Genomic DNA, 18,070 nt, shown 5'->3' on the forward strand with positions numbered 1-18,070 from the left:
AAAAAAACCATTAAAAGATTTTTTTAACACTACAAAAAATATATATGACTATACAAATTATATAAACAAAGTGAGAGAGCATTTGAAAAGTAAATATCCAAAAAATATTTATTAAAAAAATGACTCTATGTCTTTTTTGTGAAATTCATCTCCGACCTAAAAGAGGTCGGAGTATTCTTTAACTAATTTGATAAAAAAGGAACATTCAAAGCAAAAATCAGATTCAAAGGAGATAATATATATAAAGCCTCCAGCAAAAAGATAAAAATTAAAATTAAATAAGGACCTTGAATCAATCCCTGTCTTTGTCTTGCGCATATCTTCTGAGGGCATTAGTTTTCAAATGCTCTCTCATTAACCTTTTAAATATAGACATTCTATTTTTAACTAAGGTGATTATGTGTCGTCTTATAAGGGTCATTCGATATTTGCATTCATACTTTCATTGATGTTTTTTCACAATCCTCTAACAATTGCTTTAACATTAATCGGTGCAAATATCCCTGATTTTGACCATGATTTCAAACGAGAAAACGTTTATAGGATGATTATTTTGGGATTGATAGTGTTCATTTCACTTTATATCCTTAAATTACCTTATTATATAGGTTTGATCATTGTTTTTTTAGGAGCAACATTTTATTTTTCAGAGCATCGAAGTTTTACGCATTCCATTTTCGGCGCTTTGACATTGGCATCGGCGGTCAGCCTGATATTGATTTGGGCGTTTCAGCTAACTACATTCTTAACTGTTTTGGAAAATCATTATATGGTAATGGCAATTCTAATCGCTCTTTTAAGCTTTCTGTTTTTAAACAAGAAAATTCTTATGGTTTTTCTGCCATTGTTTTTCATTAGTCTATTTATTTTCCCAACATTTGAGGTTTCATACATCGAAATTGTTATAAGTTTGTTTTTAGGATTGTTCTCACACATTGTCCTTGATTCATTCACGCCTGCGGGAATTAAAATATTTGCACCGCTGTCTTCAAAAAAAGTCCGCAGAAATTTTGGAATGAGCATGATATTTCTATTGGTATTCCTGTCCATACTGTATCATATTCCGATGCTGTTCGAACTCTATGGCCATTATATTTTGGGAAGCTAGAAATTGCCGCAGACAAAGAACAGCCCAGAATTTTTAATCCAGATGCAGAATCTGGAAACGATATACAATATTGGAAGTTCTATCAGCGGTCCTATTACCAGTGCCATCGCTATCAGTTCATGACCTGGGAATGAATTGATTGCTATTGCTAAAGCTAACGGGGAATTTCTGGCCAGTGTTGTCATGGTTAGGCTTGCATACTCTGGATAAGTAAAATTAATTTTTTCGGATAACATTAAATCGATTATCGTATTGGCTATGAAAAATAGGATCAAAGGAATGAATATTTTCATAATTGAGTTTAGATTGCTGAATAATAGTTCTCCTTGGTTTGCAAAAATGCAGAATACAGCTAATGACAAAAGCCAGATTTGCAGACTGCTGAATGAGCTGATCACTTTGTCTTTTAAATCATTTTTTAAGATCAATTTGACAATTTGTGATGCAATGAATGGAATGACGATGACGATTAGCAGTGAATATGCAAGCTGATGATAATCCAGGGTGATTCCGTTTGAAAAAAATATTATAAGGTAAATCGGAAGCAGTACAATCTGAAGGATTAAGTTTATCGGCAGGATAGATAGGCTCAGTGTCAAATCCCCTTTTGCAAGCTTGGTAAACACCAGATACCAGTCGGTACATGGAGTAAGTATCAGCATGAAGAATCCTGCAAGAATGTCCACATTTCCTTTAAGAAAAAGTGTTCCCAAAAAGTATCCGAATAATGGGGTCCATAGAAAATTGATTATCAGGCTTGTCAGACTGAATTTAACGTTTTTAAAACTGTTCTTTAATTCATTCAGTGGTATTTCAAGGAATAGTCCGAAAAGCATTAGGCATAAAAACAGGGTTATTAGATTGCCTGCGTTTTGGGCAATAATGCTGACATTTGAAAACGCCAGTCCCAATATTATTGCAAAAAATATTATAATCGGCTCAATTTTTTCCACTAAATCCATTGTATCACTTTTTTAGGTATAACTAAATTTGTATATTATTATATATAATATTTTGTTGTATGTGAAAAATTCTTTGATTTTTAGTTTAACTGGTTATTTGACAGTATTTAATTAATTTAAGTGGCATTTTCGTTCATGTATATTTTTTCAATATTTTTAACAATGTTAATCTATTTTTCGAATATTTTTTTTAAAAAAGCATAACTTTATAATGAATAATCATGATAAATAATAATATTACTAATTAGTCAGTAGTATGGCTATTATTAATATTAATGAAATGGAGCTTGTTTAATGTTTTTGACTAGAATTGGCTATGGAATTGTATATTTCTTAGTCCTTATTTACGAAATCATAAAAGCAACAATTGATGTTGCTTTTAATGGAGTTATGAGGAGAAATATTGATCCTATTGTCGTTGATATTGAAACAGTTTTGGAGAGACCTGTTTCACAGACAATTTTAGCAAACAGTATTTCTTTAACTCCAGGTACCTTGTCTGTTGATTTAGACAGTGAGAATAACATTATCAAAGTAGCTGCTATTTCTCCAAGAAAAAAAGAGGATATTATTCCTTTTGAACCTTATATAAAGAAAATGCTGGAATAATTCATTTTCAAAAAAGACGAGTGAGATAGTATGGATATATTGTTTATTTCAAAATTTATTTTGGTTATTGCAATAATTATAATGTTGCTAGCTACCCTAAGGGCAGGTGCATATAAATCCACATCCATGGGGCTTTTAGGAAGTTCCGTCATTGTTAATGCGCTCGCATTGGTGTTACTTGTTGGTGGGGAGTTATATAATCTTGCATTCTATAGAGATATATCTTTAGCTTTAATATTCTTTGGTTTTGTAGGAACTATTGCTTTCGCTGTAACCGTAGGAGGGGAAGATAAATGATCGAATATATTCAATCAGCCCTTCTCATCATTGCAGCTTTCTTGATTATTATCTCAGCAATAGGTCTTATTAGCTTACATAAAAATACCAGAAATGTAGTGTATGGAAGAATACACATTGTTGGTTTGTTTGATGTTGCTTGTATTATTGCTATGATTGGCCTTGGCCAATATCTCTTGGCAGGAATTTACTTTATCCTAGCACCATTTTCAGCACATGCAATAGCTAATGCTTATTGGAAAAAAGAAGATAGAGAAAATAACGCTGATTTAATGACAGTTGAAGAAGAGGTAGATGAAAATCATCCATTCATACATCCTAAAGAAAAGATGCAGGCCTTAGAAAGTGAAAATTCTGAAAAGCTTAAGGCGGATGACAGATTTTTAGTTACTACCATAGAGATTGATGAGGGTGAGTAGTCATGTTGGAAATTATATTGTGTATTGTAATAGTATTAAGCTCAATTCTTGCTCTTATTCAAAAGGATTTATTTAAAGCAGCAATTTTAACCGGTATTTCAGGAGCATCTGTTGCGGTATTGTTCCAGGTATTGCTTGCACCGGATGTTGCCTTGACACAGGCAATTGTTGAAGGGGCAATCATACCGATATTCATTGCACTGGCCGTTAAAAAGACTCAAAGGAGTGATAGCTAATGGCAGAAGTACAACTTGTGATATTGTTGACATCCGTTGCTTTAGTCGTAATCGGACTTTATTCAGCAATTTTCATTGACAATATCATTAAAAAGATTATTGGTATCAGCTTCATTGAAGAGGGAGTGAACCTTTTCATTGTAGCTATCGGTTATAAAGCAGGTGGGGTCGTACCGATCCTAATGCCAGGAATGGATACTTCATGGTTTGCTTCAAATGCGGCCTATCCTTTGCCTTTCGGTTTGGTACTTACCAGTATCGTAATCGGCGCAAGTACACTTGCGGTAATGCTTGCTTTAGTAATGGTTTTATACAGAAGATACGGCACATTATCTACAAAAGTAATGTTGGCTGACACATCAAAACGGGAGGAATACGATGAATGAATTAATTCCACTTATGGTTATTGTTCCTTTAATGGCAGCATTATTGATCAGTGCCTTTTCAAAATTCAACACTGTAACTAAGATTTTTGCATTTGTTGTGGCAATATGTCTGCCGCTAATTCCACTTCTGTCCAATTATGGTCTTCACTACTTCGGCGGTTATGAACCGATATTGGATACTCTGTCTGGAGTTATGTATCATCCGGCAATCACATATTCATTTACATTCCTGCAGCAAATATTCATAGGAGCCATTGGGCTTTTAACATTCCTGGTTGTCTTCATTTATCTGACCAAATACAGGAAAGTCTCAGGACCATACTTGTTCCTATTGTTCTTAGGTACTGCGGCAGTGACCGCAATGATTTTGACAGACGACATATTCCACATGTTTGTGTTCTTTGAGATTTTGGCACTTGCACAGGTGGGAATTGTAGCTGCATCTTCAATTGATTACAGTTATGAAATGGCTTTAAAGTATATGGTTTTAGGATCTATCGGTTCTCCAATGATGCTTTTAGGAATTGGATTCTTATTGGCACTGACCGGTAGCGTAAATGTTACAGATATTGCAGCAGCTGTTCACAATGGTTTTGTTGACGCAACTTCTCCAGTATTTTTATTATCACTCGCATTGATATTCTTTGGTTGGTTATACGCATCAGGTCTACCACCATTCCATACAATAAAATCTGGAATCTATTCAAAAGCAGAACCTCATGGCGCAGCTCTATTGCAGTCATTTACAGTCATTTCAATGATTTCAATCGTATTAATAATGTTTAGAATTTATGCTTCACTTCCAATCTTTGAAGTTCTCATAGTCTTCTTCTCTATCTTGGCTATGATATTGGGTGTCTCTCTAGCATTAACCCAGACAGACTTCAGAAGAATGATTGGATTTTTAGCAGTAGGTGAATTAGGTTTCATCGGGTTAGGTATTGGGCTTGGAACAAACTTTTCAATTACAGCAGGACTTTTCCAGGCATTGAATGAAATCATAATCACTGCATTATTATTCATAGGATTCGGCGCAATCGTAAATGCAACAAATGAAGTGGATACAAGAAAATTGGGCGGACTTCTCGCATACCATCCTAAAGTTGCAATAATGCTTCTGATAGGCGGTCTTGCAATGGCAGGAGTTCCACCATTAAGCGGTTTCCAATCCAAACTGATGCTTGTTCAGGCATCATTAAGCTGTGGATTCCCTGAACTATCCATTTTGGCCATCATGGTAAGTATAGCCACATTTGTAGTGTTTGTAAAAACATATTACACAATGTTTTTAAAACCGAAACCAAATGACTTGGAACTGGAAGGAAAAGAAGTTCCAAAAGCCATGATTTTCGCAATGGGAATATTGCTGATTATTGTTATACTGTTAGGTATTTTCCCAGATGTCGTTACAAACGGAATTTCTAACTTTGTAGGAGGGATATTATGAAACTGTATGATCAGATATTCAATGTTGTAAAGCAATTCAGAAAATTGTTTTCACCTGGACCAGTTACCAATGCTGATGTTTCAGGAAGCCTTACAGCAGAAATATTCTTAATCGTGTCATTGGTCCTGTCCGCAATATTGCTAAGGCATGTAAATGTCTTGCTTGCAGGAATTTTCACATTGGCACTTGCCATAGTGCTGATTTATAGTATTCCGCTTATTCCAAAGTTCAAGATAGAACAGGAAGATTCACTTGATAAAATGCTGTTCTATGCAATCGTAACTCTTGCACTTATAGGTATATTCATGTACTGGGGTGGTAATCTTGTCTAATACTACAATACGCAATCTGCTTGCAGCAATATTGGCAGCAATCTTTTCAGTTACCTTATTCGATGCGATATATCATATAAGCGATATGATCTATCCTGGTGTAAGCTTAATCTATAATATTTTAGGAACTCAAATTGCTCCGAATATGGTGACAGTTGTCATCTTTGATTTCAGGGCATACGATACTTTAGGAGAATCAATCATATTACTGACTGCCGGTTTAGTGGTCTTGCTAATATTCGGCAGAGGATTACTGGGGGATAAAAGATGAGTCAAGGTAGTATAATCTTAAAACTTATATCCTTGCCGATTTCAATCATATTGACCTGTTTGGGTATAATGACCATTCTTGGAGGCCACATCACTCCTGGTGGAGGTTTCCAGGGAGGTGCAATGATAGCAAGCGGAATTATATTATCTGTTCTTGTCTATGGATTAGGTAATTCCCCATTTGAATTGTCACATACATATATTGAAGTTTTAGAATCTGTTGGTGCGTTAGGTTTCGTAATATTCGGATTAATCGGACTGTTCGTTGGAGGTTTTTATCTCTACAATGTAGGAACTGATATCCTTAATGTTGTTCCTCAAGCTATCCAGTCTGTATTGCATTATCCTGATGTTACAAATGCGGGTATTATTCCATACCTCAACATATTTGTAGGTTTGAAGGTATTTGCAGGATTATCCGCAATCGCAATTGCATTTGCAGGTTTTAAGAAATATGTCGAGGAGGGTGAATGATGTTAATCATAGGGCCAATAATATTTGCACTGATATTGGGCATAATCATAGGTTCACAGATTAAGCTCAATAACAACGATACTCATTTCACTCTTGGAGCATTTATAGTGATACTTATTGCAGGAATTATTGTAGCTTGGCAATCCGGCAATTATCCGTTTTACACAGATTTGCCGATATCAACTGCATTCTTATCTGCATTAATAGGAATTTTTGTAGGCAAACTAATATTTGCAAGGAGTAAATAAGGGGTTTTAAAATGTTTTTATCAACTAATACATGTAATGAAAATGAAAATTGTATTAAGTCATGTCCTACAAAATCCATCAGATTAGTCAATGGCGTTCCATTCAGCTGCCTTACCTGTGGGATCTGTTATGAAAACTGTCCAAACCATGCAATATTTAAAAACGGCTATGGAGGATATGTGGTTGACAGAGCCAAGTGTAACGGCTGTGGAATGTGTATGTACAACTGTCCAACAAACAACATCCATATAGACGACGGAATAGTATATGGTATCTGTTCTCGCTGTGGCGTTTGTGCAGAAAAATTCCCTGAATGTCGTGTTGACGGATTTGAATTTGAAAAGGAAAAGCAAATCAATTTAATCAGGTCATTCAACATTTTGAATCCTCCATTGGACAATGTTCCTCATAAAAGTGAAAGTAAAGTCAGGGAAGTTTCAAGGACTTATTTCGGAACAGATACGGAAAAATGTATTCTGTGCGGAAGATGTGAAGAATACTGTCCTACAGGTGCGATTCATGTTAATGTGGACAGGGATGAAGGAATCTGTCGTGAATGCAGAATATGTGCAGATGTTTGTCCAAACCAATCAATGAACAAGCATCAGATGGTCAATACATCCTCATGTACACTTTGTCTGAATTGTATGAAAGCATGTCCTAACAATGCGATTTCAGTTGATGATTTCAAAATAATCGTGAATAAATTGAACCAGAAACCTGACGGCAAGATCATATCCTGTCTGAACTGCGGTTTGTGCGCCGACTTGTGTGAAAACGAATCACACAAAAATGTCGACGGCAAGTTGAGATACGATCCGACAATCGATACGGAAAACGTTACACACGATATTGCCATTAGTCATTGTCCGGTCCACACATTGCATGAAGATGAGGAAATGTTCATCTATGATGAGTTTGATGACGAAGAGCTTCCTGCACTTGCAGGATTCTGCGTAAGCTGCGGAAAATGTGTGCAGGTCTGCGACGAGGTCAATGCACGTCAGCTAATGACCCATACATGGGACGGCAAAGTTACAGATGACTGCATTTCCTGTGGAATATGTGTTGAAATGTGTCAGGAAGATGCCATCACATTGCATAGGGGCAAAATCTCAGTGAATATGGACAAATGTATTTTATGTGAAAACTGTGCAGTCCACTGTCCTGTTGATGCGATTCCTAAATCAACAATGTATAAGAATGAAATTACAGATGGTTTCAACTTCATTGAGCAAAAGTTATGTATGCATTGTGGAATATGTCATGGAATCTGTTCATATGATGCAATAGAAGAAATTGATGGTAATTATGTAGTTAATGAAGAGAAATGTACCTACTGTGGAGCATGCAAAAACGCCTGTCCTGCAAGGGCATTCTTATTCGAAAGAAATTTTAAAGATTCAATAGAGGGTATTTAAATGAGCAGTTTACTTAGAATAGCTTTGGAAGGAGCTTTTACCAACTTTAAAAGAATCTTTTTTGCAGCTGATAGGGTTACAGATATGGAATTGAGAAACCAAATCGCAACACTGTCAGTGGAAGTTGATGACAGGGTTGATGAAAAGGCCTGTATCGGATGTGCGGGCTGTGCCAATGTCTGTCCAACTGGTGCAATTGAGATGAAAGAATTAGCGAATCCAGTTAAAATAACTGATGATTGGACTAAAAAGGAAGTGCCTGAAATTACTCTCGAAAAATGTGTTGTATGTTACTATTGTCATGACTTCTGTCCGGTCTATTCACTTTATGGCGAAAAGGGAACCATACATCCGAGCAATGTTGGAGATCAGGAAGTCGACATCACAGAAACCATGTCACAGCCATTTAAAATTTCAGACGATAAGCTCAAATTCATTGCACAATATTTATCAGATAATACAGTATTGAAGAATAGAGAGGAGGGTGATTAGATGGGACTTAAATCATTTTCAAGAGCAAGGGCAATACATGTCATGCTGGTTTATACCGGTGGATGCAATGGTTGCGATATTGAGATTGTTAACTCAATTCTATCACCTAGATTTGATGCTGAACAATATAATGTGTTTTTAACTTGGAATCCTCGTGAAGCTGACATATTGGTCGTCACAGGACCGGTTACACATTTGAATAGAAAACCGTTGGAGGCAATTTATGAAGCCATTCCTAATCCAAAATTGGTTGTGGCTGCAGGAAGTTGTGCTCTGATGGGTGGTGTTTATAAGAACTGTTATGGTGACATTCCTTCAGAGGAGATTGAAGGGCCGGTTGAAAACATCATACCTGTTGCTGCAAAGATTCCAGGTTGTGCCGTAAGGCCTCAGGATGTTTTGGCTGGAGTAGTATCACTTTTACCTACATTATTGGATGCGGATTAGAGGGGATTTGATGGATAAGAAAGTACCAAGAAGCAATATTATTGAAACAGAAATTCCAATGGGTACAGTTCACCCTGCTGCATTGGAACCATATAGGGTAAGGTTTTTTGTAGAGGATGAAATCGTTCAGGAAGCCGAAATCACTATTGGTGTTAATCATAGGGGTATTGAAAGAATCATGGAAGGTCTTCCAGTTGAAAAAGCCAATGCCTTAACTGAGAAAATCTGTGGGATTTGTTCTAATGCACATATATGGAACTCCTGCAGAACTGCAGAAATGGCATTGGGTATTGAAATTCCGCAAAGAGCCCTTTATATTCGTGTGATAATGAGTGAACTTGAACGTTTGCACTCACATTTCTTGTATTTGGCTCACGGTTGTGAAGTATTGTCCCATGAAACATTTTCAATGAGGGTGTTCTACCTGAGGGAAATAGTAATGGAACTGCTTGCAATGATTGGAGGAAACCGTGTGCAGTATGGCTGTTCAGTCCTTGGTGGCGTAAGGCCAAGATGTGATCTGGATGAAGCTAAACTGTTAAGGCTTAAAAACGATATGGATGCAGTTGAAGAAGGACTCACAGGTTTTGTAGAAAGGTTTTTAGGCGATTCCATAGTTATGTCAAGGATTACTGGAATTGGAGTCCTACCTCAAAAGCAAGCTATTGAACTTGCAGTTACAGGTCCGACCCTAAGGGCAACAGGCGTTGCAAGGGATTTGAGGACCACTATGTTTGAATATGATGAATTTGACTTTAATGTAATCACACAGCCTGACGGGGATGTCAAATCCAATCTGGTAATGAGGGCCTTGGAATCATTTGAGTCAATCAAAATCATTCGTCAGGCCATTGCAAACATCCCAGAAGGAAAAGTAGTAAACCGTGACTGGGAAATGGTTGACACAGATATTTCTGAAAGTTATATTGAGGTTCCGAGAGGAACTCTTTATCATTCATATGCACTTGAAAGCGGAAGAGTAAGGCACTGTATCATCAGGACTCCATCAATGGCAAACATTGGTGCAATGCAGTATGCATGTATTGGAGACCAGATTACTGATGCCCAATTATGTATCGTACAGTGTGACCCGTGTTTCACATGTACCGATAGGGCAATTGAAATCATAAGGAGATAGAAAAATGTTTGGAAATATACTCGCAAATCCGATTGTTGTTGTAATATTGACAATTTTAGTCTGCTTTATAATTTCAACATTGCTTCCGGGAATTGAGAGAAAATATATTCATGCAAGGATTCAGCAAAGAATCGGGCCGATTGTAATCGCTCCTGGAATTATGGCTCCAATCAAGTTCATGTTTAAGGAGAATGTTGAAGTTTCATCTCCAGTACCTGGATTATACAAAGCATTGCCTATCATATGCTTTATTGTGGTTTTGTGCGTTTTAATCGCTTTGACTCCTCAGGCTTATAAAATCCCTGCACTTGCTAGTCTAGTGGCTGTTGTCGGATTTTTAAAAGTGGAAGAAATATGTTATGTATTGATGGGAGCATTGTCAAAATCCGTAATGTCCGTTAGAATGCCTTTCCCAGATAAGATTAAAGGGGCAGTTCACAACAATTCCAATCTTTCATTCATTGAAGACATAAGTGCAAGAAGATCACTCAGGATGATTACCTATGGGTCTTTCCCATTGTATTTGGCATTGTTTGCACCTATTACAGCTGCAAGAAGTATCTTTTTGCAGGATATTGTAGCATATCAGCAGATGCACGGACCATTCTTGTTTACAGTGTCCGGTGGAATTGCGGCAATCGTATTTTTCATCGGTTACATGATTATATTGAACGAATATCCATTTTCAATTATCAAGGCAAAATCTGATGTAATTGAAGGACCATACATGGAGTATGCGGCTAAATACAGGGCTGTTGTCTATTTGACAAGAGGATTTTTCATGTTTGTCCTTGGATGTGTCTTTTCAGTATTGTTCATTGGAGTTCCGCCAACAATCATGTCAATTGGATTTTTGGTAAATGTTCTGGTTGCACTGATATTCGTATTCATGATGGGAATTTTCTCAGCATTCGCTCCGGTATTCACCAATAGGCAGCTATTGCCGACAATATTGTGCACTACACTGCTGGGAATATTGGCAATTGTGCTTGGATTATTATAAGGAGGTATTATTTATGAAATTTGTTATGAGACCGTATCACATGGTAAGTCTTGGAGGATATATTGTCGAATGGGATTTTCCTTACAGAAATCTTATAGTTGTAAATAAGACCTCTGAACCAATCAAAATTGAAATACCTGTATTCCATGAGGAATGGATACAGGAACATAGGGACTTGGGTCTTGAAGTGATTCCAGTCACTAAAGATGACAATTATTTGAGCATGTGGAAAAGGGCACATGCTGAACTTGACAAAGTAAGGCCGAAAAATGAGTGATTATACTTTAACAATCAAATCTCATGAAAAAAAGGGAGTTCTGGACGACATCACTGATGTTATCACCACTCATGGTGCTAATATTAGTTACGTTCACCTTTTTGTTGAGAAAAACAATATGGGTTCCATCAACTTGGAATTGGAGCACGTTGAAGATATTGATGATTTAATCAAGGATTTGAACAATATCGATGAAGTGAAATCAATAGAGCTGCATGGTTCTCAATTGGACATCTATGGAAAACGTATAATCATCGTAGGTGGCGGTGCCCAGGTATCTCAAGTGGCTATGGGTGCTATCACAGAAGCAGACAGACACAACATAAGAGGAGAACGTATAAGTATCGATACAATCCCATTGGTTGGTGAAAAGCCACTGGCAGAGGCTGTTGAGGCTATATCAAGGCTTCCTCGTGTAAGTGCATTGGTGCTTGCAGGCTCACTTATGGGTGGAGAAATCACAGAAGCTGTCCGCAAAGTCAAGGAGGAAAGTAACTTAATTGTCATTTCCCTTAATATGCCTGGAAGCGTAACTGATCATGCTGATTTGATTATCACAGACCCTATTCAGGCAGGAGTTCTGGCGGTAATGTCTGTTGCAGACACAGCAGTGTTTGACATAAAACGTTTGGGCGACAATATCAGATTTTAATTCATGTTTATGGACATATAGGTAGGGAGTTAACTACTTAACTCCCTTTCTTATTTTTATTTTAGACAAATCTCTTTATATTCGCATTTTTCACATTTTTTAGCACTTTTTTTAACATTAGGCTTCTTTTTATTATCAATTATCTCCTTAACTTCTCGAAGAATGTTGAAGTATGCCTTTCGCAAATCCACATCCATCACAACAGGACGCCTGTCCCCAATCTTTTCATAATCGACGAAACCGACATAAACGTCATTTCTGAATTCCTCTTCAATCAGTATGGCATTTGCCACAAGCTCAATTGCATCGGAATTCCAAACACCCTTGACAGGTGGTTTTCCACTTTTTAAAAGAATGGGATAATATTGTCCGTCAATGATTTCAATCTTGTCGCACATTCCAATGACTCCAAGGCTCGGGTCCTTAATCAGATATGAATACATGCAATTAGGGAAGAACATGTCCATGACCTCAAATGCATGCTTGTCAAGTAATGTCATGGCCTGTTTGGTTTTAAGTGCTGTTATCTTGATGTTGAAATATGCATCGTCAATTATTTCATTTATCTGCGATGATTCAAGGTTTATGTTCATTGATTTGATGGATTTGGTTGTGCTTTTGATGTAGGGGTCGATATTTTCTGACAGGACATTTTCTATTTCGCTTAATGCCATCTCTTTTTTTACCTTGCGCATATTCTTTTGAGTCAGATCTTGAATGTCAATTTTAAGCTTTTTTATTTCATTGGCCAATTGGTAATTCTTGTTTTCACTGGCATCAACATGAGTCTTAAGGTACAGCTTCATCGGACAGTACATATGTTGTTTTATAGAAGAAACTTTTATCATTTTATAACCTCTTAAAATTCTCAATATTACATTAAACTTAATAATATTTAAAATAAGAAGTTATAAATACCTACAATTCTTTAAAATAAAATAAAAAAAGTAAATAGCTAATAATTTAGCTATTTAATGTCAATTTTACACGTTATAGTAATCTTTGTTGATTGCCGGCAATTTAGCAAATATGATTGGAACCACAATTAATATGACTGTTAATATTGTCATAATGGTTCTGCTAAAGATATCTGCAGTGGTTATTGTGGTAAATACTCCTTGAATCCAAAGGCCGCCAATACAAATCGGTAGAATGTATTTGATTACAGTTTTCCAAGTTTTTCCCACTTGTAATTTTGAATTTTCATTCAATGTTTCAATCAAGTTATCAAATTTGTAAATCCAACCGAAGATAATACATTCCATGAGTACTGCAAGCAGCAATGAGAAGTTGTTCAGATATGCATCAAATACTCCTAATATTATGCTTCCTGCATCTGTTGCAAATATTGTTGATATTAAAAATCCAACGATACATACAACTGTTGCGGTCTTTTTACGTTCAATGAGGAATTTTTCTGAAATTGAGTAGCAGACTCCCTCGAGCAGTGCAATGACGGATGTTATTCCTGCAAATAGGATGCATATAAAGAATAAAGGTCCGATTATACTTGCTGCAGGACCCATGGTATTGAATACCTGTGGGAAAACTACGAATGCAAGGCCTGTTCCTGATGTAACGAGTTCATTGAAAGGAATTCCGCTGGTAAAGGTCATGAATCCTAAAATGGAGAATATTCCAATGGAGTTGAACACTTCAAAACCGGAGTTTGAAAACGCTACAATCACTGCATTGTCCACCAATTTTGAACCTTCCGGCAGGTAACTTGCATAAGTCATTGCAATTGCCATACCCAAACTTAAAGAGAACACGATTTGTCCAAATGCTGCCAGCCATACGTTCAGATTGGTCAGTGCACTCCAGTCGGGTCTGAAAATCTGTGTATATCCTACGGATGCGCCAGGCAAGGTCAAGGAAAATACGACAATGACTACAACGATTGCACATAATAATGGGAGCAAAATTTTACTCACTTTACCTATTCCATCGTTCAAATCCCTTTTGATAATGAACCATGCCAAAAACCAGATTATTAATACTGAAACAAACACGTTCGGGACGAGGCTGAACATTCCAGTCCATGAATTTGATACATGAAGGACATTGTTTGTAAAGTATAAATCAGGATTTGCTCCCCATGCTTTTGTAAGGCTTAAGAATATATAAATCAGGTCCCATCCGACAACACAGACGTAATATGTTGTTATCAGGAATACGACCAGCAATATGAACCATGCAACCGGTTCCAATTTTTTATTTACTGAGAATAATATTCTTGCAAGTGATTTCTTGAACCTGAATCCTACTGCATATTCCACCAGAACAAATGATATTCCAAGTAAGAATAATGAGATGATGTAGGGAATCATGAATGACCCTCCACCGTTTGAGTATAAAACATTCGGGAAACGCCAAATGTTTCCGAGACCCACAGCAGAACCAATCATTGCCATCATGAAAGCAAGATTACTATTCCATTCTGATTTTTTAGTCTCTGTCATTTTATCACATTTAATCTAATAGTAATATTTAGGTTTTTGAAGTTTATATATTATGTGTATTGTTTTTGCTTAACTCGTATTATTTTACCTTAAAACTACTTGATAAAAGACATTTATTGTTTTGTCCTATGAATTATATTCTATTTGTAAAAATAATGAATGGTTGATAATTATTATGTGAATTATATTTGTTTTGTTTAAAAAATAGTGATAAGAGTTGATGCTCTTATCTGAATTTGTCCTAAACGGGACTTTCCTTAAGCTTTAGATATTCGTCAATGGCTTCACGAGTGGTTCCGACAACTATGCGGTAATGGCTGAATTCGCCATTTACAATAACCTTTTCCACTTTTCCTTTGGCAACCACGTGTTCGCCGTCGATTACTTCGCCTGCATAGGTGTGGGTAAATGATACGACTTCTGTTAAGGGAAAGTCCACACCTTCAATTATCTCCACGTTTTCAATTGTGTAGAGTGAAGGGTTGTCAAAAGCTCCAAGTGCGTTTACGATGTCGCATTCGATTTGAGCGATTCCCTGAGGCTCATACACAGTATCTCCCCATGTGCCTTCAATCTCATCATAGTCCTTGGTGGCCAAAATGTCAAACAGGGTTCCGTTGATTGTTCCTCTATTTGCTTTTCTGTTTTCATACCATCTGAACTCTTCTTTGGTCAAGCTTTCATCATACATTCTTTTATCGTATACAAAATCCCAGTAGTCATTGGTGATTCCTTCGACAGTGATGTGCTTGTCAACCTCTTCAAGATAAACTTCTTTGCCCCTATGCTCTTTAAATGCCGCAATCGCTCTTCTATGGTTGTCAAGACCGTATACAACAAAGTCCAGGTCACTAACATCGCTTTTTTGAAGACCTGGTAAAATGGAACCGGAGATTCCCAAATGGTCATATGGAATGTCTGCCATGAAATGGAAAAAGTCAGCAACATCCATTAATTTTGCAATCAATTCGGGATTTTTGACTTCTCCACCAGATTCGAATGTTTTTTTAAGGCCTAAAAGCCTATTTTCAGGTTTAATGACTCTTTCAACCTTGTCCAATGGCACTCCCATCATTTCAACGTTTGTAACTTGAGAAAAATATAAGTAATCTGGATGATTTTCTCTCAAATAACTATATGCTTCTTCAGATCCTACTTTTCTGTATCTTTTTCCATCTTTTTCACGATCGCCCTCTGGGTCGGGGACATATCTTAAAAATGAGATTACTCTGTCTTCAGGGTGAATGTAATTGGTTGATGCGAAGTATAAGTCGTCGCTTGTGTAAATAAAATCTCTTGTTCTTACTTGTTCCATAATTTTAACTCCTTAGTTAAATTTTGTTTTTTCTTTAATTAATGTATTGTTATGATTGGTGTTTTCAATACATATAAAAAAATGATAATTAAAATCGAGTAGTGTTTTTCTTACTTCTGTTTATATTTTCTTTTTTAGTATACGATACTTTTTTTAATACCTTTGACTAAATATAAATAGGTAATTTAATAATTTTAAGATAGGTTATATCATGACTATTACTCATAAACACATTGATGAAATATTTGAATATGATGGAAGTCAAATAAACCCCTCATGGGCATTTCAGGAGTTTGGAATATATGGATCATCAATCATAACATGGATAGGTCCTGTTAACATTACTCCGGATAATCTAAAGGATTTCGCTGATGTGGGTTTGGAAATCAAATCAAACAACATGGTCAATTTCATCTGTGAATTTTTCGACCAGCAGCCACCGAACATGAGGGTGGCTTATCTAAGACAAAGGCTTCTTGTCATGATATTCAGAGAAGTATTGGCAGAATATGGAGTTCAGACAAAAAGGGAAGGTGATGACATTTTCGTTGAGGATAGAAAGTTATCCATCTCAATTGCAAGCATATCACTCAGCTCCGCAAAGATTCATTTTGCCTTGAATCTGGAAGACAAGGGAACTCCTGATGATGTTGAAACTATTGGGCTTTTTGACATCAGAATTGATGATGAACAAATATTCACTGAGGATAATCTATTGGAATTAATTAATGAAACAGTCAATAGGTTCATTGATGAGTTGGAAACTATTGAAAATGATATAAGCAAAACTAAGGTGTTATGATGAAAATTTTAGTTAATGGTATTCAATCAAATTTAAGATTCTCCTCTGCACACGTAATTCCGGGTCATGAATCATGCGGATATATTCATGGACACTCTTACTTTGTGGATGTTGAAATTGAAGGTGAGAGGGCAGGAGATTTTGAATTTGTAGTTGACTTTAAAGACGTTAAGGGTTATACAAAAGCTATTTGTGACGAGCTTGATCACAGATTGCTCATTCCGGTTTATAATGACTTGATCGAATTCAAGGATTTCGACAAGAAGACAGATTCAATTTTCGATTTGAAAAAGAAGCATACAGTTCATTTTAAAATTGATGGCAAGGGATATTCCCTGCCTGGTGTTGATTGTGTGTTCCTTCCTCTTCCGTACACTTCCGCTGAAGAGTTGTCAAAGTTCTTTGCCGAAACTTTGGCCAAAAAGATATCCGAAACTTATGACAATTTGGAATATGTTGCGGTCTGTGTAAATGAAGGAATCGGACAGGGCGCTGAATATAGGAAAGATTTATGATGAAGGCGCCGATAATTGAAATATTTTCATCATTTCAGGGCGAAGGCCTTCTGATAGGTGAAAGACAGATTTTTGTGAGATTTGCAGGATGCAATCTGAACTGTAACTATTGCGACACCAATGACAGTAAATCCGAAAAGTCAGGCACTCTGATGACTCCGGAGGAGGTCACAGCTGAGATAACTAAATTGATTACTCCTGACTGCAAGACCATATCATTTACTGGAGGTGAGCCGAGCCTATATCCTCAGTTCATTTCTGAGGTGGCTAAAAATTTCAATCTTAAAATAATGCTCGAAACAAACGGCACCTTACCGGAAAAAATATGCTCCATTGAGAAATTGGACATTGTTTCTCTGGACATTAAGCTGCCTGAGCATTTTGATGGTGATTTTGACAATTCCATTTTTTTAAATGAGATTAAATCACTAAATTTATTAATGAAAAAATCTATAAATGTATATTGTAAAGTAGTTATATTGCCATCAACAAAAATAAAGTCATTTAAAGGGGTAGTTGAAAAATTATCGCAAAATATTTCAAACAAAAGCAACCTTAAAATAATTATCCAACCTTCCAGTCCGTTAGGAGAATGGAAAGACATTAATTTTAAATTATTTGAGTTTTCCGAAGTTGTTGGGCAATATTTTGAAGTTTCCACCATTCCTCAAATCCATAAGATTTTGGATATTGAGTGAATTTTTGTTTTTAATATTGATTGATTTTTATTTTGACGATAGCAATTGTAAATGAGGTGT

At 36.3% G+C, this 18,070-nt stretch carries 25 protein-coding genes; 21 read left to right on the forward strand and 4 right to left on the reverse strand.

The window, feature by feature from the left end; all coding sequences use genetic code 11:
• Positions 1-400 precede the first annotated feature (400 nt).
• Positions 401-1,108 carry a metal-dependent hydrolase gene (locus E7Z79_RS05425; RefSeq protein ID WP_303738957.1) on the forward strand — a complete coding sequence of 236 codons (708 nt, stop codon included), beginning with the start codon at positions 401-403 and terminating at the stop codon, positions 1,106-1,108.
• Here the strand turns inward: E7Z79_RS05425 and E7Z79_RS05430 are convergent.
• Positions 1,105-2,070, reverse strand: coding sequence for an arsenic resistance protein (locus E7Z79_RS05430; protein WP_303738958.1), 966 nt, complete (start codon positions 2,068-2,070; stop codon positions 1,105-1,107). The two genes, E7Z79_RS05425 and E7Z79_RS05430, sit on opposite strands and share 4 nt — an antisense overlap.
• A gap of 294 nt (positions 2,071-2,364) precedes the next feature.
• Here E7Z79_RS05430 and E7Z79_RS05435 point away from each other — a divergent pair, with 294 nt between their 5' ends.
• The 17 genes from E7Z79_RS05435 to E7Z79_RS05515 are packed head-to-tail and all read left to right on the forward strand — an operon-like array spanning position 2,365 to position 12,218.
• On the forward strand, positions 2,365-2,679 hold the full coding sequence (locus tag E7Z79_RS05435; protein WP_303738959.1) for a monovalent cation/H+ antiporter subunit E: 315 nt from the start codon (positions 2,365-2,367) through the stop codon (positions 2,677-2,679).
• Between the two features lie 30 nt (positions 2,680-2,709).
• Positions 2,710-2,976 carry a monovalent cation/H+ antiporter complex subunit F gene (locus E7Z79_RS05440; protein ID WP_303738960.1) on the forward strand — a complete coding sequence of 89 codons (267 nt, stop codon included), beginning with the start codon at positions 2,710-2,712 and terminating at the stop codon, positions 2,974-2,976.
• Entirely contained in the window at positions 2,973-3,395 is a 423-nt protein-coding gene (locus E7Z79_RS05445; RefSeq protein ID WP_303738961.1) for a cation:proton antiporter, read from the forward strand. Before E7Z79_RS05440 ends, E7Z79_RS05445 begins: the two co-directional genes overlap by 4 nt.
• Positions 3,396-3,397: 2 nt before the next feature.
• Positions 3,398-3,631, forward strand: a complete 234-nt coding sequence (locus E7Z79_RS05450) for a DUF4040 domain-containing protein (protein WP_303738962.1) — start codon at positions 3,398-3,400, stop codon at positions 3,629-3,631.
• Positions 3,631-4,017, forward strand: coding sequence for a cation:proton antiporter subunit C (locus E7Z79_RS05455; protein WP_303738963.1), 387 nt, complete (start codon positions 3,631-3,633; stop codon positions 4,015-4,017). The genes E7Z79_RS05450 and E7Z79_RS05455 overlap by 1 nt, the downstream gene beginning before the upstream one ends.
• On the forward strand, positions 4,010-5,464 hold the full coding sequence (gene ehbF, locus E7Z79_RS05460) for an energy conserving hydrogenase EhbF (RefSeq protein ID WP_303738964.1): 1,455 nt from the start codon (positions 4,010-4,012) through the stop codon (positions 5,462-5,464). Before E7Z79_RS05455 ends, ehbF begins: the two co-directional genes overlap by 8 nt.
• On the forward strand, positions 5,461-5,796 hold the full coding sequence (locus tag E7Z79_RS05465) for a hydrogenase (protein ID WP_303738965.1): 336 nt from the start codon (positions 5,461-5,463) through the stop codon (positions 5,794-5,796). Before ehbF ends, E7Z79_RS05465 begins: the two co-directional genes overlap by 4 nt.
• Positions 5,789-6,067 carry an EhbH gene (locus E7Z79_RS05470; protein WP_303738966.1) on the forward strand — a complete coding sequence of 93 codons (279 nt, stop codon included), beginning with the start codon at positions 5,789-5,791 and terminating at the stop codon, positions 6,065-6,067. The genes E7Z79_RS05465 and E7Z79_RS05470 overlap by 8 nt, the downstream gene beginning before the upstream one ends.
• The gene (locus E7Z79_RS05475) at positions 6,064-6,540 is read left to right on the forward strand and encodes an MnhB domain-containing protein (protein WP_303738967.1); all 477 of its coding nucleotides are present in this window, start codon (positions 6,064-6,066) and stop codon (positions 6,538-6,540) included. The genes E7Z79_RS05470 and E7Z79_RS05475 overlap by 4 nt, the downstream gene beginning before the upstream one ends.
• A complete protein-coding gene (locus E7Z79_RS05480; RefSeq protein ID WP_303738968.1) occupies positions 6,537-6,788 on the forward strand; it encodes an energy-converting hydrogenase B subunit J in 252 nt (83 codons plus the stop codon). The genes E7Z79_RS05475 and E7Z79_RS05480 overlap by 4 nt, the downstream gene beginning before the upstream one ends.
• A gap of 11 nt (positions 6,789-6,799) precedes the next feature.
• Positions 6,800-8,209, forward strand: coding sequence for a 4Fe-4S binding protein (locus E7Z79_RS05485; protein WP_303738969.1), 1,410 nt, complete (start codon positions 6,800-6,802; stop codon positions 8,207-8,209).
• On the forward strand, positions 8,210-8,701 hold the full coding sequence (locus E7Z79_RS05490; protein WP_296785714.1) for a 4Fe-4S binding protein: 492 nt from the start codon (positions 8,210-8,212) through the stop codon (positions 8,699-8,701).
• The gene (locus tag E7Z79_RS05495; protein ID WP_303738970.1) at positions 8,702-9,148 is read left to right on the forward strand and encodes an NADH-quinone oxidoreductase subunit B family protein; all 447 of its coding nucleotides are present in this window, start codon (positions 8,702-8,704) and stop codon (positions 9,146-9,148) included.
• A 10-nt stretch (positions 9,149-9,158) separates the two neighbouring features.
• Positions 9,159-10,286, forward strand: coding sequence for a nickel-dependent hydrogenase large subunit (locus E7Z79_RS05500; protein ID WP_303738971.1), 1,128 nt, complete (start codon positions 9,159-9,161; stop codon positions 10,284-10,286).
• A 4-nt stretch (positions 10,287-10,290) separates the two neighbouring features.
• Positions 10,291-11,289, forward strand: a complete 999-nt coding sequence (locus E7Z79_RS05505; protein ID WP_303738972.1) for a respiratory chain complex I subunit 1 family protein — start codon at positions 10,291-10,293, stop codon at positions 11,287-11,289.
• Positions 11,290-11,302: 13 nt separating this feature from the next.
• The gene (locus tag E7Z79_RS05510) at positions 11,303-11,566 is read left to right on the forward strand and encodes an energy-converting hydrogenase B subunit P (RefSeq protein ID WP_296787027.1); all 264 of its coding nucleotides are present in this window, start codon (positions 11,303-11,305) and stop codon (positions 11,564-11,566) included.
• On the forward strand, positions 11,559-12,218 hold the full coding sequence (locus E7Z79_RS05515) for a DUF5612 domain-containing protein (protein ID WP_303738973.1): 660 nt from the start codon (positions 11,559-11,561) through the stop codon (positions 12,216-12,218). Before E7Z79_RS05510 ends, E7Z79_RS05515 begins: the two co-directional genes overlap by 8 nt.
• A 56-nt stretch (positions 12,219-12,274) precedes the next feature.
• Here the strand turns inward: E7Z79_RS05515 and cas4 are convergent, their stop codons facing one another.
• The 3 genes from cas4 to E7Z79_RS05530 form a co-directional block, all read right to left on the reverse strand.
• Positions 12,275-13,066 carry a CRISPR-associated protein Cas4 gene (gene cas4 / locus E7Z79_RS05520; RefSeq protein WP_303738974.1) on the reverse strand — a complete coding sequence of 264 codons (792 nt, stop codon included), beginning with the start codon at positions 13,064-13,066 and terminating at the stop codon, positions 12,275-12,277.
• Positions 13,067-13,201: 135 nt separating this feature from the next.
• A complete protein-coding gene (locus E7Z79_RS05525) occupies positions 13,202-14,680 on the reverse strand; it encodes a sodium-dependent transporter (RefSeq protein ID WP_303738975.1) in 1,479 nt (492 codons plus the stop codon).
• Between the two features lie 241 nt (positions 14,681-14,921).
• Positions 14,922-15,995 (reverse strand): DNA polymerase subunit beta, encoded by a 1,074-nt coding sequence (locus E7Z79_RS05530; RefSeq protein ID WP_303738976.1) that lies wholly within the window; start codon positions 15,993-15,995, stop codon positions 14,922-14,924.
• A gap of 211 nt (positions 15,996-16,206) precedes the next feature.
• On the opposite strand from E7Z79_RS05530, the gene E7Z79_RS05535 reads away from it, so the two are divergent.
• Genes E7Z79_RS05535 through E7Z79_RS05545 form a run of 3 tightly spaced genes read left to right on the forward strand, consistent with a single transcriptional unit; the run spans position 16,207 to position 18,010 of the window.
• Complete coding sequence (locus tag E7Z79_RS05535) at positions 16,207-16,797, forward strand: DUF366 family protein (protein ID WP_303738977.1); 591 nt, start codon at positions 16,207-16,209, stop codon at positions 16,795-16,797.
• Positions 16,797-17,312, forward strand: a complete 516-nt coding sequence (locus E7Z79_RS05540; RefSeq protein WP_303738978.1) for a 6-carboxytetrahydropterin synthase — start codon at positions 16,797-16,799, stop codon at positions 17,310-17,312. Before E7Z79_RS05535 ends, E7Z79_RS05540 begins: the two co-directional genes overlap by 1 nt.
• A complete protein-coding gene (locus E7Z79_RS05545) occupies positions 17,312-18,010 on the forward strand; it encodes a 7-carboxy-7-deazaguanine synthase QueE (protein ID WP_369693434.1) in 699 nt (232 codons plus the stop codon). The genes E7Z79_RS05540 and E7Z79_RS05545 overlap by 1 nt, the downstream gene beginning before the upstream one ends.
• The last annotated feature ends 60 nt before the right edge of the window (positions 18,011-18,070 follow it).

The organism is Methanobrevibacter thaueri (assembly GCF_015062905.1).
GTDB lineage: Archaea > Methanobacteriota > Methanobacteria > Methanobacteriales > Methanobacteriaceae > Methanocatella > Methanocatella thaueri_A.

What these genes read in the sequence shown, in the direction of transcription:
- E7Z79_RS05455 (WP_303738963.1), top strand. Translation starts at nt 3,631, where the DNA reads ATGGCAGAAGTACAACTTGTGATATTGTTGACATCCGTTGCTTTAGTC.
- E7Z79_RS05485 (WP_303738969.1), top strand. Translation starts at nt 6,800, where the DNA reads ATGTTTTTATCAACTAATACATGTAATGAAAATGAAAATTGTATTAAG.
- E7Z79_RS05430 (WP_303738958.1), bottom strand. Translation starts at nt 2,070, where the DNA reads ATGGATTTAGTGGAAAAAATTGAGCCGATTATAATATTTTTTGCAATA.
- E7Z79_RS05495 (WP_303738970.1), top strand. Translation starts at nt 8,702, where the DNA reads ATGGGACTTAAATCATTTTCAAGAGCAAGGGCAATACATGTCATGCTG.
- E7Z79_RS05445 (WP_303738961.1), top strand. Translation starts at nt 2,973, where the DNA reads ATGATCGAATATATTCAATCAGCCCTTCTCATCATTGCAGCTTTCTTG.
- ehbF (WP_303738964.1), top strand. Translation starts at nt 4,010, where the DNA reads ATGAATGAATTAATTCCACTTATGGTTATTGTTCCTTTAATGGCAGCA.
- E7Z79_RS05490 (WP_296785714.1), top strand. Translation starts at nt 8,210, where the DNA reads ATGAGCAGTTTACTTAGAATAGCTTTGGAAGGAGCTTTTACCAACTTT.
- E7Z79_RS05440 (WP_303738960.1), top strand. Translation starts at nt 2,710, where the DNA reads ATGGATATATTGTTTATTTCAAAATTTATTTTGGTTATTGCAATAATT.
- E7Z79_RS05435 (WP_303738959.1), top strand. Translation starts at nt 2,365, where the DNA reads ATGTTTTTGACTAGAATTGGCTATGGAATTGTATATTTCTTAGTCCTT.
- E7Z79_RS05545 (WP_369693434.1), top strand. Translation starts at nt 17,312, where the DNA reads ATGAAGGCGCCGATAATTGAAATATTTTCATCATTTCAGGGCGAAGGC.
- E7Z79_RS05540 (WP_303738978.1), top strand. Translation starts at nt 16,797, where the DNA reads ATGAAAATTTTAGTTAATGGTATTCAATCAAATTTAAGATTCTCCTCT.
- E7Z79_RS05465 (WP_303738965.1), top strand. Translation starts at nt 5,461, where the DNA reads ATGAAACTGTATGATCAGATATTCAATGTTGTAAAGCAATTCAGAAAA.
- E7Z79_RS05450 (WP_303738962.1), top strand. Translation starts at nt 3,398, where the DNA reads ATGTTGGAAATTATATTGTGTATTGTAATAGTATTAAGCTCAATTCTT.
- cas4 (WP_303738974.1), bottom strand. Translation starts at nt 13,066, where the DNA reads ATGATAAAAGTTTCTTCTATAAAACAACATATGTACTGTCCGATGAAG.
- E7Z79_RS05530 (WP_303738976.1), bottom strand. Translation starts at nt 15,995, where the DNA reads ATGGAACAAGTAAGAACAAGAGATTTTATTTACACAAGCGACGACTTA.
- E7Z79_RS05505 (WP_303738972.1), top strand. Translation starts at nt 10,291, where the DNA reads ATGTTTGGAAATATACTCGCAAATCCGATTGTTGTTGTAATATTGACA.
- E7Z79_RS05510 (WP_296787027.1), top strand. Translation starts at nt 11,303, where the DNA reads ATGAAATTTGTTATGAGACCGTATCACATGGTAAGTCTTGGAGGATAT.
- E7Z79_RS05500 (WP_303738971.1), top strand. Translation starts at nt 9,159, where the DNA reads ATGGATAAGAAAGTACCAAGAAGCAATATTATTGAAACAGAAATTCCA.
- E7Z79_RS05475 (WP_303738967.1), top strand. Translation starts at nt 6,064, where the DNA reads ATGAGTCAAGGTAGTATAATCTTAAAACTTATATCCTTGCCGATTTCA.
- E7Z79_RS05535 (WP_303738977.1), top strand. Translation starts at nt 16,207, where the DNA reads ATGACTATTACTCATAAACACATTGATGAAATATTTGAATATGATGGA.
- E7Z79_RS05525 (WP_303738975.1), bottom strand. Translation starts at nt 14,680, where the DNA reads ATGACAGAGACTAAAAAATCAGAATGGAATAGTAATCTTGCTTTCATG.
- E7Z79_RS05515 (WP_303738973.1), top strand. Translation starts at nt 11,559, where the DNA reads ATGAGTGATTATACTTTAACAATCAAATCTCATGAAAAAAAGGGAGTT.
- E7Z79_RS05480 (WP_303738968.1), top strand. Translation starts at nt 6,537, where the DNA reads ATGATGTTAATCATAGGGCCAATAATATTTGCACTGATATTGGGCATA.